34 protein-coding genes are annotated in these 25,813 nt (G+C 40.1%); 26 read left to right on the plus strand and 8 right to left on the minus strand.

Annotated features, from left to right (window positions below):
- The first annotated feature begins 2 nt into the window (after positions 1 to 2).
- The 4 genes from ctaF (at position 3) to ACFFGV_RS10535 (ending at position 2,599) form a co-directional block, all read left to right on the plus strand.
- The gene (gene ctaF / locus ACFFGV_RS10520) at positions 3 to 320 is read left to right on the plus strand and encodes a cytochrome c oxidase subunit IVB (RefSeq protein ID WP_377347533.1); all 318 of its coding nucleotides are present in this window, start codon (positions 3 to 5) and stop codon (positions 318 to 320) included.
- 190 nt (positions 321 to 510) lie between these two features.
- A complete protein-coding gene (gene ctaG / locus ACFFGV_RS10525; RefSeq protein WP_377347535.1) occupies positions 511 to 1,401 on the plus strand; it encodes a cytochrome c oxidase assembly factor CtaG in 891 nt (296 codons plus the stop codon).
- 72 nt (positions 1,402 to 1,473) lie between these two features.
- The gene (locus ACFFGV_RS10530; protein WP_377347537.1) at positions 1,474 to 1,929 is read left to right on the plus strand and encodes a DUF420 domain-containing protein; all 456 of its coding nucleotides are present in this window, start codon (positions 1,474 to 1,476) and stop codon (positions 1,927 to 1,929) included.
- A gap of 142 nt (positions 1,930 to 2,071) precedes the next feature.
- Complete coding sequence (locus tag ACFFGV_RS10535) at positions 2,072 to 2,599, plus strand: GNAT family N-acetyltransferase (RefSeq protein ID WP_377347539.1); 528 nt, start codon at positions 2,072 to 2,074, stop codon at positions 2,597 to 2,599.
- A gap of 192 nt (positions 2,600 to 2,791) precedes the next feature.
- Here ACFFGV_RS10535 and ytvI read toward each other — a convergent pair whose 3' ends face one another.
- Positions 2,792 to 3,850 (minus strand): sporulation integral membrane protein YtvI, encoded by a 1,059-nt coding sequence (gene ytvI / locus ACFFGV_RS10540; protein WP_377347541.1) that lies wholly within the window; start codon positions 3,848 to 3,850, stop codon positions 2,792 to 2,794.
- A gap of 141 nt (positions 3,851 to 3,991) precedes the next feature.
- Between ytvI and mscL the strand changes: the two genes are divergently transcribed.
- On the plus strand, positions 3,992 to 4,420 hold the full coding sequence (gene mscL / locus ACFFGV_RS10545) for a large conductance mechanosensitive channel protein MscL (protein ID WP_377347542.1): 429 nt from the start codon (positions 3,992 to 3,994) through the stop codon (positions 4,418 to 4,420).
- 55 nt (positions 4,421 to 4,475) lie between these two features.
- Here mscL and ACFFGV_RS10550 read toward each other — a convergent pair whose 3' ends face one another.
- Complete coding sequence (locus ACFFGV_RS10550) at positions 4,476 to 4,973, minus strand: YugN family protein (protein WP_377347544.1); 498 nt, start codon at positions 4,971 to 4,973, stop codon at positions 4,476 to 4,478.
- 342 nt (positions 4,974 to 5,315) lie between these two features.
- Here ACFFGV_RS10550 and ACFFGV_RS10555 point away from each other — a divergent pair, with 342 nt between their 5' ends.
- From ACFFGV_RS10555 to ACFFGV_RS10575, 5 genes are all read left to right on the plus strand, one after another.
- Positions 5,316 to 5,744: a CBS domain-containing protein gene (locus ACFFGV_RS10555; RefSeq protein ID WP_377347546.1), complete on the plus strand. Its 429-nt coding sequence runs from the start codon at positions 5,316 to 5,318 to the stop codon at positions 5,742 to 5,744.
- A 206-nt stretch (positions 5,745 to 5,950) separates the two neighbouring features.
- Positions 5,951 to 7,078 carry a CAP domain-containing protein gene (locus ACFFGV_RS10560; RefSeq protein WP_377347548.1) on the plus strand — a complete coding sequence of 376 codons (1,128 nt, stop codon included), beginning with the start codon at positions 5,951 to 5,953 and terminating at the stop codon, positions 7,076 to 7,078.
- Between the two features lie 86 nt (positions 7,079 to 7,164).
- Positions 7,165 to 7,611 carry a YlbD family protein gene (locus ACFFGV_RS10565; RefSeq protein ID WP_377347550.1) on the plus strand — a complete coding sequence of 149 codons (447 nt, stop codon included), beginning with the start codon at positions 7,165 to 7,167 and terminating at the stop codon, positions 7,609 to 7,611.
- Positions 7,612 to 7,623: 12 nt separating this feature from the next.
- A complete protein-coding gene (locus ACFFGV_RS10570; protein WP_377347552.1) occupies positions 7,624 to 7,857 on the plus strand; it encodes a YlbE-like family protein in 234 nt (77 codons plus the stop codon).
- Between the two features lie 57 nt (positions 7,858 to 7,914).
- Complete coding sequence (locus ACFFGV_RS10575; protein WP_377347554.1) at positions 7,915 to 8,361, plus strand: YlbF/YmcA family competence regulator; 447 nt, start codon at positions 7,915 to 7,917, stop codon at positions 8,359 to 8,361.
- On the opposite strand, the gene ACFFGV_RS10580 is transcribed toward ACFFGV_RS10575, so the two are convergent.
- A complete protein-coding gene (locus tag ACFFGV_RS10580) occupies positions 8,358 to 8,687 on the minus strand; it encodes a hypothetical protein (protein ID WP_377347556.1) in 330 nt (109 codons plus the stop codon). The genes ACFFGV_RS10575 and ACFFGV_RS10580 overlap by 4 nt on opposite strands.
- Before the next feature lie 96 nt (positions 8,688 to 8,783).
- Here ACFFGV_RS10580 and ACFFGV_RS10585 point away from each other — a divergent pair, with 96 nt between their 5' ends.
- Positions 8,784 to 9,062: a YlbG family protein gene (locus ACFFGV_RS10585; protein ID WP_377347558.1), complete on the plus strand. Its 279-nt coding sequence runs from the start codon at positions 8,784 to 8,786 to the stop codon at positions 9,060 to 9,062.
- Between the two features lie 30 nt (positions 9,063 to 9,092).
- On the opposite strand, the gene ACFFGV_RS10590 is transcribed toward ACFFGV_RS10585, so the two are convergent.
- Positions 9,093 to 9,482, minus strand: coding sequence for a DUF7147 family protein (locus ACFFGV_RS10590; RefSeq protein WP_377347560.1), 390 nt, complete (start codon positions 9,480 to 9,482; stop codon positions 9,093 to 9,095).
- A 149-nt stretch (positions 9,483 to 9,631) separates the two neighbouring features.
- On the opposite strand from ACFFGV_RS10590, the gene ACFFGV_RS10595 reads away from it, so the two are divergent.
- From ACFFGV_RS10595 to coaD, 3 genes are all read left to right on the plus strand, one after another.
- Positions 9,632 to 11,077 (plus strand): hypothetical protein, encoded by a 1,446-nt coding sequence (locus tag ACFFGV_RS10595; RefSeq protein ID WP_377347562.1) that lies wholly within the window; start codon positions 9,632 to 9,634, stop codon positions 11,075 to 11,077.
- A gap of 325 nt (positions 11,078 to 11,402) precedes the next feature.
- Positions 11,403 to 11,960 carry a 16S rRNA (guanine(966)-N(2))-methyltransferase RsmD gene (gene rsmD, locus ACFFGV_RS10600; protein WP_377347565.1) on the plus strand — a complete coding sequence of 186 codons (558 nt, stop codon included), beginning with the start codon at positions 11,403 to 11,405 and terminating at the stop codon, positions 11,958 to 11,960.
- A gap of 36 nt (positions 11,961 to 11,996) precedes the next feature.
- On the plus strand, positions 11,997 to 12,479 hold the full coding sequence (coaD, locus tag ACFFGV_RS10605) for a pantetheine-phosphate adenylyltransferase (RefSeq protein ID WP_377347567.1): 483 nt from the start codon (positions 11,997 to 11,999) through the stop codon (positions 12,477 to 12,479).
- Positions 12,480 to 12,503: 24 nt separating this feature from the next.
- On the opposite strand, the gene spoVV is transcribed toward coaD, so the two are convergent.
- Positions 12,504 to 13,715, minus strand: a complete 1,212-nt coding sequence (spoVV, locus tag ACFFGV_RS10610) for a dipicolinic acid transporter SpoVV (RefSeq protein WP_377347569.1) — start codon at positions 13,713 to 13,715, stop codon at positions 12,504 to 12,506.
- A 183-nt stretch (positions 13,716 to 13,898) separates the two neighbouring features.
- Here spoVV and ACFFGV_RS10615 point away from each other — a divergent pair, with 183 nt between their 5' ends.
- Together ACFFGV_RS10615 and ACFFGV_RS10620 are read left to right on the plus strand one after the other, a co-directional pair.
- Complete coding sequence (locus ACFFGV_RS10615; RefSeq protein ID WP_377347571.1) at positions 13,899 to 14,696, plus strand: patatin-like phospholipase family protein; 798 nt, start codon at positions 13,899 to 13,901, stop codon at positions 14,694 to 14,696.
- Positions 14,683 to 15,705 (plus strand): SepM family pheromone-processing serine protease, encoded by a 1,023-nt coding sequence (locus ACFFGV_RS10620; protein WP_377347573.1) that lies wholly within the window; start codon positions 14,683 to 14,685, stop codon positions 15,703 to 15,705. The genes ACFFGV_RS10615 and ACFFGV_RS10620 overlap by 14 nt, the downstream gene beginning before the upstream one ends.
- Positions 15,706 to 15,779: 74 nt before the next feature.
- On the opposite strand, the gene ACFFGV_RS10625 is transcribed toward ACFFGV_RS10620, so the two are convergent.
- Together ACFFGV_RS10625 and ACFFGV_RS10630 are read right to left on the minus strand one after the other, a co-directional pair.
- The gene (locus ACFFGV_RS10625; RefSeq protein ID WP_377347575.1) at positions 15,780 to 16,157 is read right to left on the minus strand and encodes a hypothetical protein; all 378 of its coding nucleotides are present in this window, start codon (positions 16,155 to 16,157) and stop codon (positions 15,780 to 15,782) included.
- 107 nt (positions 16,158 to 16,264) lie between these two features.
- Positions 16,265 to 17,488 carry a nucleotidyltransferase gene (locus ACFFGV_RS10630; protein WP_377347577.1) on the minus strand — a complete coding sequence of 408 codons (1,224 nt, stop codon included), beginning with the start codon at positions 17,486 to 17,488 and terminating at the stop codon, positions 16,265 to 16,267.
- A gap of 238 nt (positions 17,489 to 17,726) precedes the next feature.
- On the opposite strand from ACFFGV_RS10630, the gene ACFFGV_RS10635 reads away from it, so the two are divergent.
- The 4 genes from ACFFGV_RS10635 (at position 17,727) to ACFFGV_RS10650 (ending at position 20,038) form a co-directional block, all read left to right on the plus strand.
- Positions 17,727 to 18,245, plus strand: coding sequence for a YceD family protein (locus tag ACFFGV_RS10635; RefSeq protein WP_377347580.1), 519 nt, complete (start codon positions 17,727 to 17,729; stop codon positions 18,243 to 18,245).
- 52 nt (positions 18,246 to 18,297) lie between these two features.
- Positions 18,298 to 18,471: a 50S ribosomal protein L32 gene (gene rpmF / locus ACFFGV_RS10640; RefSeq protein WP_027448180.1), complete on the plus strand. Its 174-nt coding sequence runs from the start codon at positions 18,298 to 18,300 to the stop codon at positions 18,469 to 18,471.
- A gap of 241 nt (positions 18,472 to 18,712) precedes the next feature.
- Positions 18,713 to 19,483 carry an enoyl-CoA hydratase/isomerase family protein gene (locus ACFFGV_RS10645; protein WP_377347583.1) on the plus strand — a complete coding sequence of 257 codons (771 nt, stop codon included), beginning with the start codon at positions 18,713 to 18,715 and terminating at the stop codon, positions 19,481 to 19,483.
- 60 nt (positions 19,484 to 19,543) lie between these two features.
- Positions 19,544 to 20,038 carry an RsfA family transcriptional regulator gene (locus tag ACFFGV_RS10650; protein WP_377347585.1) on the plus strand — a complete coding sequence of 165 codons (495 nt, stop codon included), beginning with the start codon at positions 19,544 to 19,546 and terminating at the stop codon, positions 20,036 to 20,038.
- Between the two features lie 58 nt (positions 20,039 to 20,096).
- Here ACFFGV_RS10650 and ACFFGV_RS10655 read toward each other — a convergent pair whose 3' ends face one another.
- Positions 20,097 to 20,603 carry an N-acetyltransferase gene (locus ACFFGV_RS10655; protein ID WP_377347932.1) on the minus strand — a complete coding sequence of 169 codons (507 nt, stop codon included), beginning with the start codon at positions 20,601 to 20,603 and terminating at the stop codon, positions 20,097 to 20,099.
- Between the two features lie 174 nt (positions 20,604 to 20,777).
- Between ACFFGV_RS10655 and ACFFGV_RS10660 the strand changes: the two genes are divergently transcribed.
- The 6 genes from ACFFGV_RS10660 to ftsL all read left to right on the plus strand — a co-directional run bounded on the left by ACFFGV_RS10660 (position 20,778) and on the right by ftsL (position 25,801).
- Entirely contained in the window at positions 20,778 to 21,665 is an 888-nt protein-coding gene (locus ACFFGV_RS10660; protein WP_377347587.1) for a 2-dehydropantoate 2-reductase, read from the plus strand.
- Positions 21,658 to 22,041 carry a DUF3397 domain-containing protein gene (locus ACFFGV_RS10665; RefSeq protein ID WP_377347589.1) on the plus strand — a complete coding sequence of 128 codons (384 nt, stop codon included), beginning with the start codon at positions 21,658 to 21,660 and terminating at the stop codon, positions 22,039 to 22,041. Before ACFFGV_RS10660 ends, ACFFGV_RS10665 begins: the two co-directional genes overlap by 8 nt.
- An 88-nt stretch (positions 22,042 to 22,129) precedes the next feature.
- A complete protein-coding gene (bshC, locus tag ACFFGV_RS10670) occupies positions 22,130 to 23,755 on the plus strand; it encodes a bacillithiol biosynthesis cysteine-adding enzyme BshC (protein WP_377347591.1) in 1,626 nt (541 codons plus the stop codon).
- Positions 23,756 to 23,916: 161 nt separating this feature from the next.
- A complete protein-coding gene (mraZ, locus tag ACFFGV_RS10675; protein WP_377347934.1) occupies positions 23,917 to 24,348 on the plus strand; it encodes a division/cell wall cluster transcriptional repressor MraZ in 432 nt (143 codons plus the stop codon).
- A 100-nt stretch (positions 24,349 to 24,448) separates the two neighbouring features.
- Positions 24,449 to 25,423, plus strand: a complete 975-nt coding sequence (gene rsmH, locus ACFFGV_RS10680; protein ID WP_377347593.1) for a 16S rRNA (cytosine(1402)-N(4))-methyltransferase RsmH — start codon at positions 24,449 to 24,451, stop codon at positions 25,421 to 25,423.
- Between the two features lie 3 nt (positions 25,424 to 25,426).
- Positions 25,427 to 25,801: a cell division protein FtsL gene (ftsL, locus tag ACFFGV_RS10685; protein ID WP_377347595.1), complete on the plus strand. Its 375-nt coding sequence runs from the start codon at positions 25,427 to 25,429 to the stop codon at positions 25,799 to 25,801.
- Positions 25,802 to 25,813: the final 12 nt, after the last annotated feature.

The raw sequence follows: 25,813 nt of genomic DNA on the forward strand, positions 1-25,813 counted from the left end.
CTATGGAAAAGTACACCAATTCCACTGCGCGTGAATTTCATAAGAAGAAGAATAAAGAGGAAATGAAATATCAGCTTATTACCTTTGCGTTAATGATTATCTTTACTCTTATTTCATTCGGATTGGTTATTGGAGATTATAATGCAATGCTAACAGTTCCAGTAATCATTCTTCTCGCATGTGTTCAAGTTGGCTTTCAGCTTTATTACTTTATGCATATGAGTCATAAAGGCCATGGTTTACCAGCTTTATTCCTGTATTCAGGTGTGTTTGTTGCCTTGCTGACCATTATAGCAATGGTTACCATAGTTTGGTGGTAAACAGTAAAGGTCGGAGATTACTCTCCGGCCTTTTTTCTTTGGATCAAGTCTATCGTACACATTGATATCGTTCACGAGATTGTCATAGAAATGATCATTCCAGCTAGGGAATAGGTATGTAAGCGTATCGAAAATGCGTTATAATATAGAATAGGTTAACGAATATATGACATCTATGGAGTGAAGGCGTATGTGGTTAGAATTACAAATTTTTGGTTTCCGTGCATTATGGAGTCCGTATTATATAGTATTTATCCTAGGACTAGCTGTATTGTATTATGCCGTTACAGGTCCTTGGAGAAAGCGCTTTGGTGACGTGGATCCTCCAACTATGAATGAGCAGATTATGTTCTATAGTGGACTTGTATTGCTATATCTAATTAAAGGGTCCCCTATCGATTTAATTAGTCACATTATGTTTACCGCTCATATGACGCAAATGGCTTTGTATTATCTTGTTTTCCCTATATTAATTACGAAAGGGCTTCCCAATTGGATATGGAGAAAACTATTTTCCATGAAGCTTATTGCGCCAGTTATTAAGTTGATGACCAAGCCGTTATTAGCGCTTATCTTATTTAATGGATTATTTTCCATGTATCATTTTCCAGCGATTTTTGATTTTGCCAAAACAAATGAAACAGCTCATGCTATTATTACGACCTTTATTTTATTAACTGCCTTTTTTGTGTGGATACCTGTTTTCCACCCAATTAAAGAAAGAGATACGTTATCGCCTGTATTAAAAATTGGGTATATCTTTGCAAATGGTGTGTTAATTACACCTGCTTGCGGATTAATTATCTTTGCTGGTGAGTCGTTATACAGCACCTACAGCGATCCGGCAGCATGGTCAACGGCATTAGCATTATGTGTCCCAAGTGGTGTGTTGGGGAATTTATCGTTGTCTGGACCTGAAATTTTCTCGCCGCTTCCTCTCGTAGAAGATCAGCAGCTAGGCGGTGTTATTATGAAAATAACGCAGGAAATTGTATATGGTATTTTCATCGCTATGATCTTTTTCCCATGGTTTAATCAGGAGAAATCTAGTGTTGATCCATTACCTTCAGAAACGAACTAAGCAAAAGATGATAAGGTCAGGCAGATTAGTGAGTCTGCCTGATATATTTAGAGATATAAATGGGGGAGAGACATGCCGTTATTACCAACGTTAAGTACTGCTTTTATTGTGTTAAGCGCAGTTCTAGTAGCAATTGGCTGGACGCTTATAGCACAAGGAAAAGCTTCTGCTCATAAAAAAATAATGATTGCAGCAGCGGTTAGTGCTTTGCTGTTTTTTATTATCTATCTTTCACGAACCGTATTGGTTGGCAATACTAGCTTTGGTGGGCCAGACCACTTAAGAATATACTATACGCTGTTCCTGATTTTCCATATAATCCTTGCAACAGTAGGTGCTGTGTTTGGTATTGTGACATTAACACTAGCTTTTAAGCGGAACATATCAAGACATAGAAAAATCGGACCTGTTACTAGTATCATATGGTTCTTTACAGCCATTACTGGTGTAGCGGTGTACTTACTGCTGTATATTATATATGAGGGCGGAGAAACAACCAGTATGATTAAAGCGATTTTAGGATTTTAAGCACTCTATTAAAAGAGTGCTTTTTTTGTTTGGAAAAGGTTTATACTTCGTGTAGAAAAGGAAAGGATACAAAGAGCGAGTCATCAAAAAAAATGGTAGTTAATTCCTAATGCATATACATATAGAAAGGTGGTACCAACTAATGGATATAGAAAGTCAACGTCTTTTCATTTCACCAATAACAGTAGAACAAGCCCAAAAACTTATGTTAGATGCAGAGAGTTACCCTAATTGGCTGGGAACTCCCTATGATGCTCTTTGGCCAGGAAACGGTCTAAAAGCTATGCTCCCTATTTACGCAGAAGCTTTAGAGAACAGGGAAACAGAATTAGGGTTTGGTCCGTGGATAATTATGGATAAGCATAAACAAATGGTTATAGGTGATATAGGCTTTAAAGGACAGCCTGTAAACGGAGAGGTGGAAATTGGATATTTTGTGTCTAAAATACATCGCAATCAAGGTTATGCGAAAGAGGCAGTAGAGGCTATGCTGCAATGGGCATTCAGCCATGAGGACATAGTAACTGTAACAGCTTCATGTTCTCCATCCAATGTTCCTTCTTATAAGGTATTAAGTGCGAATGGGTTTAAGGAAAGAATGGAGGAGGACGGGCTGATTTGGTTTGAGGCTAGAAAGGAGCGCCATTATGGCAAAAATAGAGCAATGTAATGAAAAGCATTACTGTGAAGCGTTCTTGCAGGTAGGGTCCTAAGCCTTCAAGGGCTAGAAGTTGGGAAGTAGTCATAAATCATACATAGTTAGCAAACGTGATTAGGGAACGTATTTTCTAGTCGTATACAAAAAGCCTGGCTACCAAATGGTAGCCAGGCTTTGCTATTGAAATGGTGCTTTACATTATGCTTAGATTTTTAAGTTGAGTTTTATGATCCCTGCTTCTTTAGCAGAATTAAACGCAATGACAATAAGAGGTCCGACGAAAAATCCTAATACCCCAATTAATTTTAAACCGAGGTACATAGCAATAAGAGTAGCTAATGGGGAAAGTCCAATGTGACGACCCATCACTTTCGGCTCCACCGTTCTTCTTATAGCCAGTAGGACAACAGCTAGAATAGCAAGCTTTGTTCCCATATATATGTCTCCAACAAGAAGGGCGTATATCGCCCAAGGGCCTAAAATGGCAATTGATCCTATAATTGGGATGAAATCAACAATCCAGATGATGAGAGACATGATGATTGCCACATTAGGAGAAATGAATAACAGTCCAATTAAGGTAACAATAAAGATGACAATACTAACTAGAAATTGAGCTTTTAGAAATCCGAAGATGACGTACGAAAGTCTGGAATTCATGAAACGGACTTTTTCAGCTGTTTTAGTTGTCAAATGCTCATACGCTTTTGCCTTCAAACGAGGCATTTCCAACATAAATAAAAACAGGGCAATTAAATACACAATAAAGCTTACTAAGTAATTCGGAATGGCTGAAATAAAGCCTGCTATATCAGCAAGATTTCCTTTTTCATTGATAGATGTTTTAATTTGATCGATACTAGAGCTTATACTGCTTTCAATTTGCTCTACAATTTGAGGATGGAGCTGCTCTTTAAATCGATTGGTTCCATTTTCCCATTCTATAAAAAAGTTCTCAATTTGAGTAATATACACAGGGGCGTTATCAATGAAGCTCGCAATCTGTGTAACCATTCTCGTCACGACAAACGTTCCAGCAATGGAGACGAGAATAAGGAATGCTAGATATACAATTGTAACCGCAAGTTTTCGTTTTCCTTTAAATCGATACTGAAATAGCCGCACTGCTGGGTTTAAGAAGAGTGCTGTGATAAACGCTAAGATAAGTGGTAACGATACCGGAATAATAAAATACGCTGCCACTAATGCAATAATGGTAAGAAAAATAAATAGCCATTGTTTTTTATTAAGATATCTAAACAATTTAGATCATAAAGCTCCTTTCAAACAACTCTCTATTTCAAAATATAGCATGAACAACTTGCTTTGAACAGATAAACAACTCTAATTTTTATCATTCCCTTTTAAAGTCCCACATAACATATGAAAGAAGGGGGATTGTCCATGTGGAAGGACTTTAAAGCCTTTGCATTAAAGGGGAATGTTTTGGATTTAGCAATTGCCGTAATTATCGGGGGAGCATTTGGAAAAATAGTTGAATCACTGGTTGATGATATCGTTATGCCCATTGTCGGTTTTCTGTTAGGAGATATTCATCTTCAATATATGCGAGTGCCGATTGGAGAGGTATCTATTCATTACGGGGCTTTTATTCAAGCATCCATTGATTTCTTGATTATTACGTTTAGTATCTTTATATTCTTACAATTGATTTTCCGGTTACGAGGGAAATCCAATAAGACTCAGTTTCAAAAAGAAACATCGGATCAAATTCTTGCCGAAATAAGGGATATCATCAAGGAGGAACAAAGAGGAAATAAACCCATCGATTCAACTCCACAAGTATTTATTAGCCGAAAAAAGGTAAAATAAAACGGCTGTCAACGTGGTGTTAACAGCCGCCTTATCACTAGATGCAGGCGAATGATTAGTGTTTGTTCTTTTCTTCCTCATCAGGAGCAAATGTTTGCAGTGCTTGAATTTTTTCCAGCACCTCTTTCTGATCGTTCTTTTCCGCCCAATCTCTTAACTCTTCTAATACAGCTTGAGAAGGTCTGCTGCCAACTTCAAATTCCAGAAGGTAGCCTTTCACTCTTTCTAATAAGCCTTTTGCTCTGTCAATCACAGCTTCGGTAAATTCTTCACTATCACCGTATTCAATACCATGCGGATAATAGTGCAGGCCTAGCAATGGAATCATTAACTTTATGACCGCATCGCCACGATCTACTTCGCCTTCAATAGAAGCCCCCTGTATACGAACGTAGTACGTTTGACCTTTCGTGTTTGTCTCTAGTTTATAATCATATGTAACACGTTCATAATCCCATTGACCTCCACGGATGAATCCAGCCTTTTCCATCAAATGATCTAAGCGGTTTAATTCAATTGTTGCTCCTTCTATACCAATTCCTTCAAGTTTCATGTTTATTCCACCTCGCAAGATTTCTTAACTTTCTAGAAAAAAACGTAATCTAAGTACATCATATTAAAGTTTTAATAAAGTTGCAATTGTTTACCAAACAATTTGAGAAAGAAGTGCTAATTGAGGGAAAATTATTTGAAGGCGCTTCAATATATAGTGCGTTCTTCAGCCTAATGTGAGGAATCTTACCGTATTTTTCGTATCAGCATAACCATATGAACGTAAAAACAGAGTTTTTTACAAGAAAAGTATCATCATTTTTACATATTCGGTAACACTAATGACGTATCAATGTTGGTTTCCTTTTTATTGGGAAGCTTGAAAAAGTTTGGAGGGGTTAGTATGAAATCTGTACAAGATATTATGACAAAGGACGTAGCTTGCTGTACCGCAGATGATAATCTTTTTGAAGCTGCTTCCACAATGAAAGAGCGCAATGTTGGCTCCATCCCTGTATGTGATAGTAATAAAAACTTACTTGGTATGGTGACAGATCGTGACCTTGTTATCCGTGGATATGCTCAGAAAAAAGCTGGTTCTTGTACTGTCCAAGAGGTAATGAGTGATAAGCTTGTAACATGTACACCGGACTGTTCGTTAGAAGAAGCTAGTGAAATGATGTCCAACGAGCAGATTCGCCGGTTACCTGTAGTAGATAACGGACAGCTTGTGGGTATAGTATCTTTAGGTGACCTATCGTTAGACCAATTCTCCAATGAAGCAGCAGGTCATGCTTTAGAAGAAATCTCTGAACGACCAGAAATTCATTAAAATGGTTTAAAAAAAGAAGCACGCTGTACTCTTCCAAGAGAGCAGCGTGCTTCTTTGTATAAATTCATGCATGTATAAGCTAAAATAATGGCGAGAGGCTTTATTGTCATTATAATCATGGATATCCATTCTATCATGAACTTTAGACATAAATATAATATGGTGACATTATATTAGAAGTAACTGTACTAAAAAGGGGAAATAATATGAAACGACTGAGCGCACTACTCTTTATAATAATAGTAGTCTCCTTAGGCTATGTAATAATCTCAAATCCAGATGCAGTATCATCCTTGTTGGACAAGCAGAAGGAGATAGCGCAAGATCTTACGCCATCTTCCTTTGAACAAGAGCTAACAGAGGATCAACAAGGGAAGGAATCATCCCATATAAACAAAGAGGATAGTAAAGAGGATACCTCTCCTCCTCCCCAAGACTTAGAGGGGGATAGTGCTGCTATTGCGTCTTGGATAGGCCAATCCTCTAATGAGGTAATAGAAAAGCTGGGAGAGCCTTCAAGAAAGGATCAGACGCCGTATGGTTATGAATGGTGGATATATCCTAATGAAACAAATCGATATATGCAGTTAGGTATTCTAAATGAGGAAGTAGTATCAAGTTATGGTGTGGGAGACGTTCAAATGCAAAATATAGCAACTGGCGACTCCTATGAAGAAATTACATCGAACCGGGATATACAAAATGAAGTAGAAGTGACGAATGATAGAGGGAGTTTCCAATTTAGATTATCCTCAGATGATAAGAGCAGAAGGCCGCTTCTTGCTTTAGAAAATGGCAACTATGCTCAGCTTTACTTTGATACCTTTAAAGGGACTTTATCTTCTATAAGAATTATGAATTCAGAAGTTTTGTTACGACATCGTCCTTATGAGGTCTATTATCGAGGTGATTTGCCGGAAGAGCCTTCACTCTCAAGAGAAGAGTGGGAAGTGGTGGAGAAGGGACTAGAACAGCAGATTTTTGATATATCCAACCAGATTCGCAATCGATTTGAGGAAGTGGAATTGTCATGGGATGATCAAGTTGCCTCTGTTGCCTTTGGACATAGTAAGGATATGGCTGTCGATGCATATTTCGCTCATGTTACTCCTGAGGGGAAAGGGCTGAAAGAAAGACTGCAGGCCAATAGCATACAATATCTTTCAGCAGGTGAGAATATTGCGGCGAAATACCCTGATGCTCCAGCAGTGGTAGAGGGATGGCTGAATAGTAAGGGACATCGGGAGGCTTTATTACACCCTAATTATACACATTTAGGTGTAGGGGTATATGAATTCCATTATACTCAGAACTTTATTGAAAAATCATCATAGCATTATGCTCTCCTATGCACAGTTTCTAGTCATGTGTCATATATGTATGGTATGACACTGTGTGAATAAAGAGGTGAAAAACGGGTATGGCTTCTAAATCACTACATCCAACCGTACAGGAATTTAAAGATTTTGCCTTGAAACACCCTAAGCTTGTGGAAACGGTGAAAAAAAATGGAGAGTCGTGGCAGGGGTATTATGAAAAATGGGTGCTTCTTGGAGAAGAGGATTCGTTTTGGGATGCATATAAGGATAATGCGACGGAAAGTAACAAAGCATCTTCCAATGAAGACGATAACAAAGACAAAGAGACGAATGAAGAGGACAACTCAAAGTTCATGGGACAGTTAATGGGGATGATTGAAAACGTAGACTTAAATAAAGTTCAGGGGCATATAAATCAGCTTAACGGTGCCATTGCCAACATACAGACGCTTGTAGGTCAATTTCAGGACATGAAGAAAAGTGGCGATACGTCCGCTGCTAAGACAAATGAAACAAGGCGTTCTCCGTTTCAATTTGGTAGAGACTAGGGAGGGGTTTTGATGCAGCCTGGCGTGTACCAGTATTTAGAGACCAGAGAGGACCTATTGAAATTCATTCGTATGAATCCTAAATGGTATCGGAAAGTGACAAGAAACCCAAGCGTCTTATCTCAAATAGAGTCAGAGGCGAAGCATTATTATGGAAAAACCACCCCTCAGCGGATGGAAAAGTTTACAAACCAGCTGCAGATGGTGCAAATGCTTGTTCAGATGGCTCAAGCTATGAAAGATTAAATTCTCTGTTTCGCTTTAGTGGAAAAATCTGATATGATAATGGTGGAGGTGGATAGCTTGCTAGCTACTACAGATACCGTAGAAATTTTAGAGCAATCAGAACAGTTAGGTCAGGTGATACTACAATCTGACGTTTATGAACAATATATTCAGGCTAAAGAAGACCTGAACAAGGATAGGCGCGCGCAACGACTCATTCGAGAATTTCAGGACATCAAGGATCAGTATGACGATGTACAGCGCTTCGGCCGTTATCACCCGGATTATAATAAAATAATGAAAGCCGTTCGGGAGAAGAAGCGGGACGTAGATATGAACGATTCGGTTGCCTCTTTTAAAGTGGCAGAGCGAGAGCTTCAAGCGCTCTTAGACGAAGTTAGTCAAGTCATTGCAGATAGTATTAGTCCTTCCATTAAAGTTCCTAAGGATGGTCTCGTATTCCAGGATACTGGCAGTTCCCATGGTCATGGATGTGGAAGCGGCGGAGGGTGCGGCTGTTCCTAATCCCTTTGGAACCTAATACAGTCTACGCACATATTTCCGCAGCAGAACATCTTGCGCTGAGGAACTAAAAACCGTACGCGATACACATAATGCGCCTCATTTTCTCTGACATGATACATGGAGAGAGTGAGGCGTTTTCCTTTCATCGCTCTTGCTGCAGCTTTCATTAATGCTTCTTCTACCTGCTCTCTTGCTATGGAACTATGATGCTTTTGAATATAGATAAAAGGGATTCCGGTAACTTCTTTATATCTACAGCTGTGAATAATATCTCGCTCATTCATATACTGTAAGAAGATCGTCCACGCTTTTTCTAATTCTGACAAAACAGGTTCCTCCCTTTCTGTAATGGTATTGTATTGAAGGAGTCAGAAAAGTTTGCTAAACTAAGGAAAAAGATTCGTCATGAAAGAGGAATACATATGTTTACAAAACGACAAAGCTTAGTAATTTGGTTTCAACACATGAAGCATGTTAGAAATATTAAGCGATATGGGCATCTTATTTATGTGTCCAAGAAACTACGCTATGCTATTATTTATGTGAATCAGGAAGAGATAGAAAGTACAATGGATAAATTATCCCGTTTACATTATGTTTCCAAAGTAGAGCGTTCCTATAAACCGTTTATTAATACAGAATTCGAAAATTCCAAGCCAGATAAAGCAAAAGAATACGATTATAAATATGGAAGTTTATAAAAAGCATGGGAATCCCCATGCTTTTTATATTTATTGAAGAGGAGCCAAGTAATGGTTCATGCGAAGCAGCCCGATTAAATGGGAGTAGTATAGCTCTGTTTCACTGAAAAACGTACTTGGTCTAGTGGTGATTTCAATTATATCCTTTTTTACATCAGCGGCTATCTGCTGGAACAGCTCGTATCGTTTATTGGGCTGCACGTGAGGGTTTGGTATGCCTTCTCTACATATGTAGATAGGTTGGAAGTTCCCAGTTGTGGTTGGCTTCATGACTACCGCCAACGATGTTCTTTCTTCCCCTTCCATGGTTGTATGGAACGCAAATATGTTCTCTACTCGATCCTTCATTTGGGTTGCAAGTGTTTGTAGTTCATATACATCTGAATACCCTTGTCCTAATTCTATAAACCGTTGTATCAATTTTGTTCACCCCATTATATTTCTTGTTGTTACTGTAGCATGAACGGAGGATATTGTGAATGAGCAGAGCAGCAGGAGTAAATAGTTCAAGCAGGATGGCGGGCATGGTAAAATAGTATCGGATGTTAAGAATAAAGCGAGGTATTCCTATGTTTCGAAAATTATTGGTATGGCTTATGCCCATGACCCTAATAGCAACTTTTCTAATCACTTACCAATGGAGTATGTATCAGGAGGAAGGTGCTGCAAGTGCTGATCAAGCAAATGGAAATCCTTCAATGTATTTGGAAGTGGTTCATGATGATGGAGTATTACAAGTTAACCAGAAAATAAACGGGCTAGCAAAGGAGCAATACATAGTTCGGTATCCTAATAAAGTGAAAGATATTACATGTGTCTATGGGGAAGGAAAACCATGCTTGACAGAACAAGCAGAACAAGGAATGACCGTTACTATTGGCTACAAGGAGCAGATTCACCTTTCCTATAAACTCCCAATTAATGAAAGCGATATGGTGCTGAAAAATTGGTACGCCAAGCTATATACTGACCAAGGAGATTCCATGATAGTAGTGGATGCAAAAGTAGATTGGACGGACAAAAACGAGTCTAACCTATGGGCAGCAGCTGGGGACCAACAGGCTGACATTCAAAAGGATTATATTCGTTTTTATCAATGGGAAAAGTCCACCGCCACTTCTTTTCCCATTATTAAGCTGCATAATGGCGAGTATCACCGACAGGATATGAAAGGAGCAACGGTTTGGGCGAAAAAAGGTGTCACTTCTAAAGAAGAAGTGAAGAAGAACTTTGGAGAAAATATCTCCTTTAGTGTGCCTGTAGTAACCGTAGTTAACCCTGATATACCTTCACCCGAAATTGGGGCAGGGTATATACTACTCCCCTCTTTATCTGAGGTGAACATTCAGGAGAGCTTACTGTCTAGTATGCTGCAGCAGCAATACCCAATCTCCTCTAAAGGGGGGGCAGCTATTATCAACGGCCTCGTCCAATTTATACTGTCAGGAAATGATGTTTCTGCTGAGGCATCTAAATTAGCGGAACAATTGACTATCTCCTTGACAGAAAGCCAGCAAGAAGCATTTAAGGAGCAACTCCTTACTATTAACAAAAAACAGCAGGGGTCTGCCATAGCCTTGGATCACCTTCTTGCCGAGATCAGCGGAATGCCGACATCCTTCTTTCAACTAACAACGAAAGAAGGGCGTGTACAACCTTTATATTTTGTAGACCCTCGTTCTGTGAATGTACAAGCGAAACAGACTACCATAGATTGGCATTCCATCTCATATAAGCAGCAGAGATGGTATCCTCTTGCTGGAATTACTTCTGCCTTTGACTATGAGCTAGTAGCTTTGCCGAATCAATCTACTTACGTAGTGCAAAAAGGCGGAGAAACGTGGCGCTTCACTTTGAATAAGGATACCTTTGTACATAACCAGGAAGACTTTGGGGTGGCAAGTCACGTGTTAGAGGAATTAAATGGAGAGATTTTTATTCAAGAGCAATATGTAGAAGACATATTCGGGGTGTCAACAGGAATCTCACAGCATTCTATTTCCTTAAAACAGTAAAAAAAGCCTGCAGATGGGATGATCTGCAGGCACCTTTTTTGATTTGATTCACATCAAAACAAAAAGGTAAAGGGAGAGGAGAAACCGGAGGAAGAACTTATGGGGAAACGTAAGTCTTCTCCGTCTTCAGAGTAATTAGGGCAATCCTAATCACTCCCTAGTATTATGGACACGTTGTCATAACCTTATACATATTCTTAAGCAAGAAAGGAAAAAATTCCTCCCCTAAACTGAAGAGAGAGTTTCTCTGATTTTTATTTAATGAATTATGTGGTAGGATAAGGTACGAAAATAGGATTTTATAGGTATTAAAGGAGGTCACAACATGAGAGTCATCTCAGGTGTACATAAAGGACGTAAGCTTACCCCCGTACCAGGAAGACAAACCAGGCCGACGACGGATAAGGTAAAGGAAGCTCTCTTTCAAATGATTGGTCCTTATTTCGATGGAGGAATGTGTTTCGATTTATTCGCAGGCAGTGGAGGGTTAGGAATAGAAGCCTTGAGCCGTGGCATGGAACGTGCTATCTTTGTAGATAAGCAGCAGAAAGCGATTTCAACAATATATGAAAATCTGGAAGCTCTGCGGATGAAGGACCAGGCTGAAGTTTATCGAACAGATGCATTCCGAGCGATTAAAGCTGCTGGCAAAAGAGGGCTTACATTTGATTACATAATACTTGACCCTCCGTATGATAAGGTGAAGTTTGAGGATTTGTTCGAGGCTATACACGAGCAACATTTGTTGAAGTCGGATGGTATGCTAGTATGTGAACATTCAGCTGATCAAACACTGCCCCAGCTAATAGGGGAATATGAGCAAATTCGATACGAAACCTATTCGAGCATTATTTCGATTAGTTTGTTCCAGCATCAATCTTAATATTTGGTGAATAGAAAGAGAGGAGTACACACAAACATGAGTACATTAGCAATTTGCCCAGGGAGCTTTGACCCTGTTACATATGGCCATATGGATATTATAGAACGCGCTGCGAAAATATTTGATCATGTTATTGTTGCCGTGTTCAATAATCGGTCCAAGGATCCTTTATTTACAGTGGAAGAGAGGATTGCGTTGCTGGAAGAGGTGACCAGGGATTTCGATAATATTACGATAGATTCAAGCAGCGGTCTGTTAATGGAATATGCAGAAGAGAAAGGAGCCAATGTTATCGTTAGGGGTTTGCGTGCAGTTAGTGATTTTGAGTACGAAATGCAAATTACGTCTATGAATCGTAAACTAAATGAGGATATTGAAACATTTTTTGTTATGACAAATAATCAATATTCGTTTTTAAGCTCCAGCATAGTTAAGGAAGTTGCCAAGTATCGTGGGACCGTAGCGGATTTAGTTCCTAAAACAGTAGAAGAGGCTTTAATGAAAAAATATCAACGGTAAGCCCGGCGATCATCTGATCCGGGCTCATTTTTTTTCTTCTATTCTTTGATAGAGAATGATGATGGCCAAAAAGAGAGAACATAATGTAACAGTAGGTCCAATGTGACCTACCCATAGGAACCAATCAAATAAGAGTGACGAGGATTCGCCCTCTGAAAAAACAGGTTCTTCATAAGTGCCTGCGATATCTCGGTCAAGATACAAAGGTTTGAATAATAGCCAAGAGAGTACAACGGCCAGGCATCCATGTAAAACCCTTGCGAAGAAATATGGAGTGAAGCGAATATCTGTTTCCGCTAAAATGCTGGCGACTTGAGCTTGTACCGAGAATCCGTTAAAAGCCAAAATAAAACTGACAACAAGCACTTGCTGTAATAGGTCAATTTGTTCTATTTTTGAGGTCATTTGAGATCCAAGTGTAATCTCAAATAAACCAGAAATAAACGGGATAGCAAGCTCTGGGGAGAGCTGTGCAAGCTGAAAAAAGAAGCTTAAGCCTGCTGCGATGATTGGAGTAATTCCAATCATGAATAAAAGCTTGTTAAAGACGGAAAACAAGATGATGAAACCACCAATAACTAATAACGTTTGAATCGAGGAGAGCACCGCATCGCCAAACATTTTTCCGAAAGGACGGCCATCTGCCATTCGTGTTTCATGCAAGGCCTGGAATGCTTTCTTCAAGGAAAAAGTAGGCTGCTCCCTCTCCAGAGTACTACTATCATTTGCACCATAAAACCGCATACATACACCGACCAGAGCATTTCCTGCATAGTGACTCACTGCTAGCAGAACGCCGAGCTTAGGATCGTGAAAAAATCCTACAGAAACAGCGCCAAATATAAATAATGGATTAGAGGCATTTGTGAATGAAACTAGACGTTCTGCTTCTATTTGGGTAAGGTGTCTTTCTTCCCGTAATCTTGCAGTGAGCTTGGCACCAGAGGGATAGCCGCTTGCCATCCCCATTGCCCAAACAAAGCTGCCAACGCCTGGCACTTTGAAAATAGGGCGCATGATGGGCTCGCACAATATACCAATAAAACGGACAACTCCAAATCCGATTAACAACTCTGCTGTCACGAAAAATGGAAGAAGGGAAGGGAAGACAATTTCCCACCACATGCTGAGACCTCGTATGGAGGCTTCTAAGGATTGATCAGGAAAACGAATGAGGGCTATTGCTAAGAAAAATGCCATACTGGCAAATAAAACGGATTTCAATTTCGATTTCATCGGTAGGCCCCCTGACACTTTGAAGCATTCGCCTGCCTGTACTTCTACTTTTCATCATAGTAGAATGTTCATAAAACCGAACATGTTGTTATGTACAAGCGTTTCTCTACCACTATACGCTCATAGTTGTGCTATTTATGCCATAAAATAATAAAAGACGCGCGTGGAAAGGAGAGGCTGCTGGTGTCCAGGCCAAAGGTAGGTTTAGCGTTAGGTTCTGGTGGTGCGAGGGGGCTAGCCCACTTAGGGGTTTTAAAAACTCTTCAGGAGGCAAACATTCCCATAGATATGGTAGCTGGGAGCAGTATCGGAGCTCTGGTTGGCTCGTTTTATTGTTCAGGACAGGATATTGAGCATATGTACAAATTAGCCAAAACGTTCAAACGGAAATTTTATGTGGATTTTACTGTTCCTAAGATGGGATTTATCCAAGGCAACAGGGTGAAGGAGTTTGTAAGCCTGTTTACCTACCGTAAGAATATTGAAGACTTGGACACCCCTCTCTCTATTATTGCAACGGATTTATACAATGGAGAGAAGGTTATATTTACCAGTGGCAGTGTTGCTGATGCAGTCAGAGCTAGCATATCCATACCGGGTATTTTCGTACCGGAGAAGGTAGGAAATCGTTTATTAATCGATGGTGGTGTAATTGATCGTGTCCCTGTTTCCGTAGTTAGAGGGATGGGGGCGGATATTGTTATTGCAGTAGACTGTGCCCACTTCGATGCTAGTAATGATGTAACTTCTATTTATGACGTCATCATCCAAAGTATAGATATTATGCAGCATGAATTTATTAAGAGGGTAAAGCTAGATGCAGACATAATGCTGCGCCCTAGTGTGGCACAATATAGTTCGAGAGCTTATACGAATATGGAGGTCATCATTCGAGAAGGAGAGCTCGAAGCTAAAGCGCACCTAGGAGATATAAGATTGTGTTTGGATAATTGGAAGGAGAACAACGATGAATCAAAATAAGCGCTATTATCTTTTTGGAGCAATCGTTCTAATACTTGTATTTTTTCTATCGTTTTATCGATTGCCTTATTATGTGTACCAACCAGGGTCAGCGGACGCTCTTAACCCGATTGTAGCAGTAGATGATGGGTTTGAGAGTGAAGGGGATATGCACCTTGTGACTGTAAGGGGCGGACCAGCAACTGCTATTCAATATGCATTAGCAAAAATCAGACCCTTTCATGAAGTGTATAAGAAAGAGGAAATATATCCAGAAGGGGTAAGCAATAATGAATACATGCATGCACAATTACAGTTGATGGAATCCTCCCAGGAGGCAGCCACTGTTGTAGCTTATAAAGCCGCAGAAAAAGAATTGAACATTGAGTACAAGGGCGTATATGTTATGAGCGTTATGGACGATGTACAGGCCTCTGACGTACTGAAAATAGGTGACAGGATTATCAAGGTAGATAACCAGCCCATTAAAAAGTCTGAGGATTTGTTGGATTATGTGAAATCAAAAGAGGTCGGAGATGAAGTGGAGGTAACATTCGAAAGAAAACAGGAAAAGCAAACTAAAACCATTGAAATGGTAAAACATCCTGATGAGGATAGAGCAATAATAGGGATTACCCTTGTAACCGATCGGGACGTAGTAGTTGAGCCACCTGTTAATTTCAGCAGTGGGGAAATTGGCGGTCCAAGTGCAGGGCTAATGTTCTCATTAGAAATATATGATCAGCTTACAGAGCAGGACATAACGAAAGGGTATCAACTGGCAGGAACAGGCTCCATTTCCTATGAAGGAGAAGTAGGTCGTATTGGTGGTATTGATCAGAAGGTCGTCGCAGCGGATAAAGACGGTGTTGACATTTTCTTTGCCCCAAATGAAGGCGGGGAGCAAGGCTCAAATTACCAAGTAGCTAAGCAAACAGCAGAAGAAATTGGAACCGATATGAAAGTGGTTCCTGTTGATACATTTGATGATGCTTTACACTATTTAGAAGGTGTGCAAGCGCCAGAGTAATACCTACACAAATAAGCGGACCAGCACACTAGGCTGATCCGCTTTTGCTATGATTAGTTATTCTCTGCAGACTTTCAAGCTTTCACATCAAAGATATAATAATCAGATGTGTACATCACGGTTTTCACTACGATCGTATCCTGGTCTTCCTTACTAAATATTAAATCTCTACCTGATTGCCTCTCAAATGCCCATCCTTTGCTTCCCATGAACTGCTTCGCTTCTGTAAATGTTTGCTCTTCTTTCGGTTTATAAGGAGCAATAAATCGATTTTCATCTTTATCGATTGGTACATACATTGCTTCACCAAGTTGAATTTGGATAATCCCCTTCATGATAGGCAGAGGATTCCCTTCTTGAAACAAAGTGTCGGAGAATTTGAAAGCAAAGGCTCCAATGACTAGCACAAAACTAAGCGCTGTAACAATCAACCATCGGAGAATACTTTTCACCTTGCGTCTCCCCCTATACATTGTACTTACATGATAATAGACGTAGGGCCACCTTTAAAAGTTTCATGAAGTAAACGTTCTCATACATCTATACCATACAAATCATACTATAATTCTAAATCTGGTAAAAGTGGAGGATGGAATTCTCTTTTTCTTACTTGTTTTTTTATAGGAGGGGTTAAGATAGTGTAATAGCTATCCATCGCTTTCTCCTCAATGGTAAGGAAAGGGTGATCCATCTTATGCAGCTTTGTAAGCAGTGGAGTATCGGTATCCTTTTTTATGTGATGGATATAATCACGGCCAGCTTTTGTCATACCTAACAATCGTACATAAGGAATGGTATCTAAATCAGATAAAAGCTCAACATCGTCTTTTTTCGTATTAGTGAACAAATGGGTAATCACACGCTGCAGTCTGGTCCAGGTATAACGCTTTGTTTTAAGCATATGCATCCATTCTGTAAAGGATGTCGCCTCCAGTACAGTTTGTTGTAATCGATGTTCTAATCCTTCCTCCATACCATGAATGGACCTTAATTCAGATGGAGATTGAACCGTAACAATGTATTGAAGGAGAGGGAAATAACTTTCCCATTCATGCCATACCCCAGTCGTGTTTTTATAACGCTTTAATTGTTCAACAGCTGTGTCTGGTAAGGAATGCTGCACTTTATCCTCTAGGGAATTGGTGTTAAAAATAGCTTTGCGGATGCTTGTTGCACTTGCAATGGTATGTTCGATCTCTTCATCATGGTAGTTAGCTTGCTTCCGTTGAATCGTGAGTGGTGTTATGGATAAGTCGTGTTCTAAAATACTTTTAACATAGCTGAAACCTAGAATATTATTTGGTTTCGATAAGTCAATCTTACCAGTCGTTAGGCCGATGCTCGCATAGGCCATTTTACTTGCTTCGGGATAGGAATACCCTTGTTGTAAATAGGCTTGCAATGTGTGATTATATTTATGGTGCTGCTGTTTTTGTTTATAATATGCATCAATGAAAGGACTGATAGATCCCTGCTCACTTCCGAAGCAAATAGAGTCCACCTGTAATGCATCAAGAGTAAGAACTGCACCTTTTGCAAATAAGTCACTATTTTGCACTGCAAACACATAAGGCAATTCAACAACAATGTCGATTCCGGAAAGAAGGGCTAATTGCGCCCGATGCCATTTATCCATAATGGCAGGCTCTCCCCGCTGCAGGAAATTACCGCTCATTACAGCAATGGTAACATCCGCATTAGAAGCTTCTTTGCTCATTTGATAATGATAGAGGTGACCATAATGGAATGGATTGTATTCTACAATTAATCCGCTTGCTTTCATATACAAACTCCTTTATACTTACTATCCAAACTAGGTTAAGTAGTCTATTCTCTTTTTGCCCCAATTGCATTGAGAACTATACATCCTTGCCTTTAAAATATAGGTATTGATGGTAGAAATCAACTACTTCTTTTCCTTTGGGATAAACTAAGAGAATCCTCCTTCCTCTGTAAAGAAAAAATGTTGACAAAATGACTGTTTCCTTATAAAATAACTTTTGTTGCCTTGAGGTGATTATATGAAATTTACATTGCAAAGATTAAAGGCTGCTTCGGATGCGGAGCCGCTGCAATTTGATGAACAGAATGTGGATATTTCAGAGTTAGAGCAAATGAATAACGATATTCGCAACATCCTTCCTGTACATGTGAAAGGCTATGCCGTCGGTAGAGGTGACGAAATAACGATAACGTTTACTGTCACTGGTACGATGACACTGCCTTGTGCCCGTACGCTGGTAGATGTTGAGTATCCATTTTCCTTTGAAGCGGCAGAAGTGTTCTCCTTATCTCCTTACCATCAGGAAGGGGAGGAAGAGATTCACGAAATTCCTGGAGAAATCCTTGACTTAACGCCTTATATCAAGGAAAATGTAATATTGGAAGTTCCTTTGCAAGTTTTCTCAGAAGATGAAAATGCTCTGGATCAAGCGCCTGCAGAAGGGCAAGGCTGGCAGCTAGTCACCGAAGAAAAACAGGATGAAAAAATAGACCCACGCCTTGCAAAGCTTCAACAATACTTTAAAGAAGAAAACTAGTAAGAGATCCATCACATAGAACTCTGGATCGTGTATGAAGGAGGTGTAAGACATGGCAGTACCAAAAAGAAGAACGTCTAAAAAGGTGAAGAATCAACGTCGTACGCATAAAAAGCTACACGTACCAGGCATGGTTGAGTGCCAGAACTGCGGTGAATACACTAAACCACACCATGTTTGCAAATCTTGCGGACAGTACAATGGAAAACAAGTGGTTGAACAATAAAGCCGAGAGAGAAGACGTCCTAATAAGGGCGTCTTCTTTTATATTACTCTGTTAGTTGGATACACCAGTGAAGCGCCTATTGGAGCAATGTTATCTAATCTTCTGATGGTGAAGAGTGAGGGATTGGGTTATTCAAGACCATATTTGTAAATATATTTTGATGCTTCCTTTCCAATTGTCCCCAAGTACCATGTTATACTATAGATAAAAGAAGTTACGATAATAAAGGAGAATGTGCAGTATGTTTGAGACGATAGAATATCATATTGCGGATGAGGGGTACGCCCTTATTTCATTAAACCGCGTAGAGGCTCGGAATGCCATATCTTTTCAGATGACAGAGGAATTGAAGGAAGCCTTACAACAGGCAAGAGAAGCAGACATTAAATGTTTGGTGCTGACAGGGAATGGTACAGAAGCGTTTTGCAGCGGGGGAGACTTAAACGACTTCCATTGGGATATGTCCGACAATGAAGCATTTAAAGCCTTATATAGCATGAAGGAAGTATTATATGATTTAGCTCGCTTCCCGGTACCCACTTTAGCAGTTCTTAATGGGAGTGCACTTGGCGGCGGATGTGAATTAGCTACAGCGTGTGATTTTCGTTATGGTAGCCCGGATGGCTCTTATGGGTTCATTCAGGGGCAATTAGGCATAACAGCGGGTTTTGGTGGCGGAAGCCTGCTCTATCGTCGTCTTCCGTCTCTTATCGCATATCAGATGCTAGTGGAGTCAGAAGCCTATTCTGCTACCAAATGTGTAAGTATTGGCTGGATGCAGGATGTTTTTGACCCTTCTGATATAAAGGAAGAAATGAAGCGCTTATTAGAGCCGTTTATTTCTAAATCAGTAGAACAACTTAAGGAATTTAAGCAGCAGTATATTCGATTTGAATTTCCCATCTCGTTATCTGCGGACATGGATGAAGAGGTTCGCCGTTGTTCTACTATTTGGGGGAACGCCTTGCACAAAGAAGTAGTGGATTCTTTTTTGTCAGAAAAAAATAGTTGACCTAGTCTATCTCTCCTAGCATGTGCATACATTTTTATTAAATGTGATAGGAGGGATAGAATGAACGCTACCAGACAAGATGCTTGGACCGATGATGAAGATGTCTTGCTAGCCGAAACGGTATTACGTTATATCCGAATGGGGAAGACGCAGTTAGAAGCGTTTGAGGAAGTGGCAAAACGCCTATCAAGAACCTCAGCTGCCTGTGGGTTCAGATGGAATGCTACAGTACGTAAACAATACCAGAAGGGGATCCAAATGGCGAAGCAGGAAAGGAAAGCGCAGGGGAAACAGAGCATTCCTGATTCAGGAATTGTACCTGATCCAACGGGTCGTGAAGGGGAGAGCTTCTCTATTGATGACGCTATTTCGTTCTTGGAAAATATGAAACAAACATACACCGTCAACCCTCCTAAGACGCAAGAGGAAAAACTGCAGCAGCTGCAGCACGAAAATGATACATTAAAAGAACAATTGAGGCGCTATACGCAAGCTTGGGAAGAAATTGGTAAAGTATGGGAGTGGGTTTATGCCACTCAAAAAAAAGAAGGCTGATCCATTAGATCAGCCTTCTTTTTTATTTTATATGTGTTGGTGGCGCTTACAAACTTTGTTACAGTGTCTGTGTATTACCAAACGCGCTAGTTTCCTTTTCAGTAACACCCTCAGGAGTCCAGATAAGCGGGTTAGAGCCAAGGTCTCTTTCCATATCATATTTAGCCTTATGAAAGCCCATCTTTTCCCAAAAGCCTTGAGAGTTAATAAGTGGACTAGTCTTAATTGGCAGCTCGTATTGCTTGGCGAAGTCTACCAATTTCTTTCCGAATCCTTTGTCCCGATAACCGGGTAACACCTCTAGCTTCCATAATTCTAAATAATCCTGTGGAGGATCAAAATATTGGTCGTATTTAGCATCCACCCGGTATAAACTCATCCGAGCGACTAAAGCGCTTCCATAATAAATTCCGAAAAATGGTGAAACGCTGTCATTTTCAATGATGTTCCCTTGTAAATCCTCTAGCATGGAAAGCTCCTGATTTCCATAGTTTTTAAACTGTTTGAATTCTTCCAGTGTTTTGAAGTTGATTACTAATCTTTCAACAGATACTGGTTCCAACATCATAGTCTTATCCCCCTTGAAACATTCTATTTCTATTCTTATTATAATATAAAAATTTTCAGAATGAAATGAATATTGCATTGTATTTTGGTTATCATAATTTTTTTCTTCTCCCAAAAAAAGTTTTTGATAAAATAAGCAGATAGAAGGATTTTTGCCATGAGAGGTGAAATTATGAAGATAGGAATTATTGGTGGAGGGGCAATAGGGTTATTTTGTGCTGCTTCTCTTTTAAAACAAGGTCATGAAGTTACTCTTTATGTGAGAAGAAAGAGCCAGCTAGATGAATTGAGGAAGGGGCTGCGTTTAAATGAAAGCTCCCCAGGAAATGAACCAAACGTATTGATGATTTCGAGCTTAAAAGAGGAGGAGCTCTTGATAATATGTACGAAACAAACGAGTATGAATGCACTAATTCCTATTCTGAAGCACCTGCCAGGAAAGCCTTCTCTTTTGTTTTTGCAAAATGGGATGGGACATGTGAAATATTTTGAACAATTGTCGTGTCCTATTATGGTCGGAGTTATGGAACATGGAGTCCTAAAGCATGGAGATAGAAGTGTAGTTCAAACTGGAAAAGGCGTGATGAAGCTTGCTGCAGTTACGGTAACAGACGATCAGCTGGAGCATATACAGCAGTGCCTGAATGATGATGCATTTCCTGTACATACTATGCCGGATTGGTATCGTATGCTAGCAGAAAAGCTTGTAATCAATGCGTGTATTAACCCACTTACTGCAATATTTGGTGTACGGAATGGGGCGCTTATGACAAACCCTTATTTACAGTCATTAGCTAAATCTATATGTGAAGAAACCACTAGAGTACTCGATCTCCCGTTTGAACAGATGTGGAGTAGAGTACAGGAAATAGCAGAAAAGACTGGAGCAAACCAGTCTTCCATGAGGAAGGATATAGAAGAGGGTCGAAAAACAGAGATAGACTCTATTTCAGGATTTGTAATGGAAACAAAGACAGAGAAAGAGACGATTCCCTTCACAACGTTTGTGTATAACGGAGTGTTAGCTATGGAATATCAAGAGGAGGATGCCCGTGGGTAATGTGCTGGCTTATATCGCAGCTGTTTTTATTACGCTGCCAATACCGATGACTGCTGTTTTATATCTCTTGGTACGAAAGACGACACGCAATAAGAAGCATTCCTTGCATTTTACGGTTAATGTCATGACGCTTATATATATTTTAGCTGTACATGTAACATTATTGGTCATCTTCAATCAATCGTTCTTATGGTATATTTTCATATTACTTATTCTTTTATTAAGTATGTTTGTTATTTTGCAATGGAAATATCAAGAGGAGGTTCATTTTCGCAAGGTGTGGAAAGGGTTCTGGAGATTCAATTTTTTATTATTTGGATTTAGTTACATTGGACTTACTATTTATGGTCTTATGGACCGAATACTCTCCTTATAAGCCTTAATGGATGAAATATTACATTCTTTTCGATACAATACACAAATGGATACATAGACAGATTAACGAATAAAGGAGAAGGTCGCCCATGCGGATCCAGCCTATAGATCTTACGAAGCAAAGTGAACTAATAACAAATTACCGAAATCAAACACGAGATGTATTAAATAAATTTGATTATAATCCCTTCCAAACTGGTGCTTATCGTGACCGGCTTCATGATATCTCTGAGAGGCCGTATCAGCGTGAAGCCCTTGTGCAGCATTTATTAACAGTGAACAAAAGTTGGGGTGCACATGACACTACATTAAAAAACATCGAACGTTTGAGGGAGCCGGAGAGTGCCGTCGTTGTCTCAGGCCAACAAGCCGGCCTTTTAACAGGCCCTTTATATACGATTCATAAGATCGTATCCACCCTCGTTCTTGCCAGGGAGCAAGAGGCTGAATTAGGAGTTTCCATCATCCCTGTTTTTTGGATGGCAGGAGAGGATCATGATTATGATGAAATTAATCATGTTTATATGCCTTATTCTCCAAGGATGAAAAAATTCAGGGTGCTGCAGAAGCAAATAAATAAAGTATCGGTGTCTCAAATGGAAATGGACCACGGAGCTGTCCGGACGTGGCTTGATCGTCTGTTCACTCAAATGGGAGAAACCGATCAAACAGTGGCTATTCATGACATGCTGACGAAGGAGCTGGAACAATCAACTACGTTTGTAGATTTCTTTGCTCGAATCCTTTCGACGTTCTTTGATGAGGAGGGGCTTGTATTGTTAGATGCACATCACCCCGAATTGCGGTCACTGGAGTCGGATTACTTTAAGCAAATGATTCATCAGCAGCCCATCATAAGTGAAGGTGTTGCCAAAGAACTGCAGCGTACATTTCAACAAGGTTATTCCGTTAATTTAGATGTAGATCTAAACGATGGGCATTTATTTTACACATATCACGATACTCGTGTCCTGCTTGTTCGCCAGGAGGATGGTTTATTTGTGGGGAAAAATGGGGAGTGTAGCTTAACGAAGGAAGAGTTACTCCAAATTGCAGAAGAATCACCACACCTTTTGAGTAACAATGTGGTGACTCGTCCCATAATGCAGGACTTACTTTTACCGACACTAGCCTTTATTGGGGGTCCCGGAGAAATAGGGTATTGGTCTGTTCTGCGCCCTGCTTTTGAAGCGATGGGGATTACTATGCCTCCAGTAGTGCCGAGATTATCTATTTCTCTCGTTGACCGGAAAAGTCAGAAGTGGCTGGAGCGCCATCTTATCGATCCTTCATCAGCAGTTAATAATGGAGTGACGGAAGAGAAAACGAAATGGATTTCCATGCAAAGCTATCCACCAATTGAACAATTATCAGACGAAGTGAAGCGTTCTATTGAGAGAGCCCATCGCCCTCTCAAGGCAAAGGCAGAAGAAATACGTGATGATCTAGGTCAAGTAGCGGAGAAGAACTTATTCCATTTATTCCGGGATGTAGAATTCCTGCAGGAAAAGATTGAAAAAGCGTTGGAGGAAAAAAACAGCCGGGAGTTAGACATATTTGATGATATTGATCTTATGCTCCGTCCTGAAGGTGGTCTGCAAGAGCGTATTTGGAATGTCTTACCATGGCTGAATTACTATGGGGTGGATTTACCAGCACAACTAACTCGTGTGCAGTATGATTGGAATTCATCCCACCACATTATTTACATTTAACAAAAAAGTTTCCCAATGAAGTTATAAAACTAAATAGTTGAAAAAGTTTAAAAATCCTGCTTAAGAAAGCAGGATTTTTTGTGTGGTGGAAGAATATTTAAGTTTAGGTGGAGGAAAGTGGAGGAATGTGGTACCCTAGAGTCAGAAAGTGGGGAGTCTATATGTTCATGGGGGAATACCAACATAATATAGACACAAAGGGACGTATTATAGTCCCTGCGAAGTTCCGTGAAGGGCTCGGGGAGACATTTGTTATTACCCGAGGTCTGGACAAGTGTATCTTCGCTTACCCTCTATCTGAATGGAAGCTGCTGGAGGAAAAGCTAAAGCAGCTGCCGTTAACGAAAAAGGATGCCCGTGCCTTCACCCGATTCTTCTTCTCTGGAGCAGTAGAATGTGAAGTGGATAAACAGGGTAGAATAAACCTCCCATCACCACTTAGAACGTATGCTGAATTAGATAAAGAATGTGTCGTCATCGGCGTCTCTAATCGCGTAGAATTCTGGGCTAAGGGACTTTGGGATACATACTTCGAGGAGTCCGAGGGTTCTTTCGCTGAGATTGCAGAGAACATGATGGATTTTGATATTTAGGGGAAGCTAATTGATTAGCTACACACAATCATAGCTAGACAGATAAAACAGGAATTATAGAAGTGACAGCAATGACTTAACAACACAAAAGGGTGAAATCATGTTTGAACATATTACAGTATTAAAGCAGGAAACCGTCACTGCACTAAATATAGACCCGAATGGTATTTATGTAGATTGTACTCTTGGTGGTGGAGGTCACTCTGAGGAAATCGTTAAACAACTTAATGAGAATGGAAGACTGATTGCCTTTGACCAGGATTTAACCGCACTGAACCACGCGAAAGAACGCTTAGCTTCGTATGCTGACAACATTACGTTTGTTCATACTAACTTTCGTGGCATGAAAGAAGAACTGCTTCGTTTGGGGATTCAGGAAGTAGATGGGATTGTATTCGACCTTGGCGTATCTTCTCCTCAATTGGACGAAGATGAAAGAGGGTTTAGTTATCATCAGGACGCGAGGCTTGATATGAGAATGGATCAATCACAGCCGCTAAGCGCTTATGAGGTTGTAAACGAATGGGATTTTAATGCTTTAGTACGAACTTTCTTTAAATACGGAGAAGAGAAATTCTCCAAGCAAATTGCTAGAACGATTGAAAAACAAAGAGAGAAAGCACCCATTGAAACAACAGGGCAGCTGGTAGATATTATAAAAGAAGCCATTCCTGCACCCGCAAGAAGGAAAGGCGGACACCCAGCTAAACGTATTTTTCAAGCTATTCGTATCGCGGTAAATGATGAATTAGGTGCATTTGAGGATGCATTACATCAAGCGGCAGAGGTAATTGCAATGGATGGACGGATTGCAGTGATTACCTTCCATTCCCTAGAGGATCGCTTGTGTAAACAAGCATTCAAAAAATGGAGCAGCAACCCACCTATACCAAAAGAGATCCCAATTATTCCAGATGAACAAAAACCACCATTCGAGCTTATCAACCGTAAACCCATTACACCAGCTGAAAACGAATTAGACGATAACCGTAGAGCTCGCTCTGCGAAATTAAGAGTTGTCCAAAAAATACGCCCGTGGAAAGATATGTTCCGAACGGATGAAAGGGGAAAATAGAGGATGAGTGCTGAAAATGCGAGAAAGTTGCACGAGCAACAACCGCAACATACGAAACAACAGGAAAAAGTAAAGGTCCAGGTACAAAAACAAAAATGGATCTCTACTGGGGAAAAATTTATGTATTCTATGGTATCTGCTGTTGCTGTTGCTGCGAGTATTTATGTCGTTTCTTTTGCCTCTACGACAGATGGCATGAACAGAGATGTGCAGCATCTTGAAAGCAAGATTGACAAGCAGCAAGTTCAAATCGAAAACTTAAAATTCGAAAAGAAAGAACTAAGCAAACCAGAGCGTATTCTGCAGATAGCGAAGGATAATGGCTTAGAAATTAGAAAGTCGAAGGTTAAATCTGCTGGCTCTGTCAGTGGCAGCTAACTGATAAGGAGT

The sequence above is a fragment of the Pontibacillus salicampi genome, assembly GCF_042434395.1.
Taxonomy (GTDB): domain Bacteria; phylum Bacillota; class Bacilli; order Bacillales; family BH030062; genus Pontibacillus; species Pontibacillus salicampi.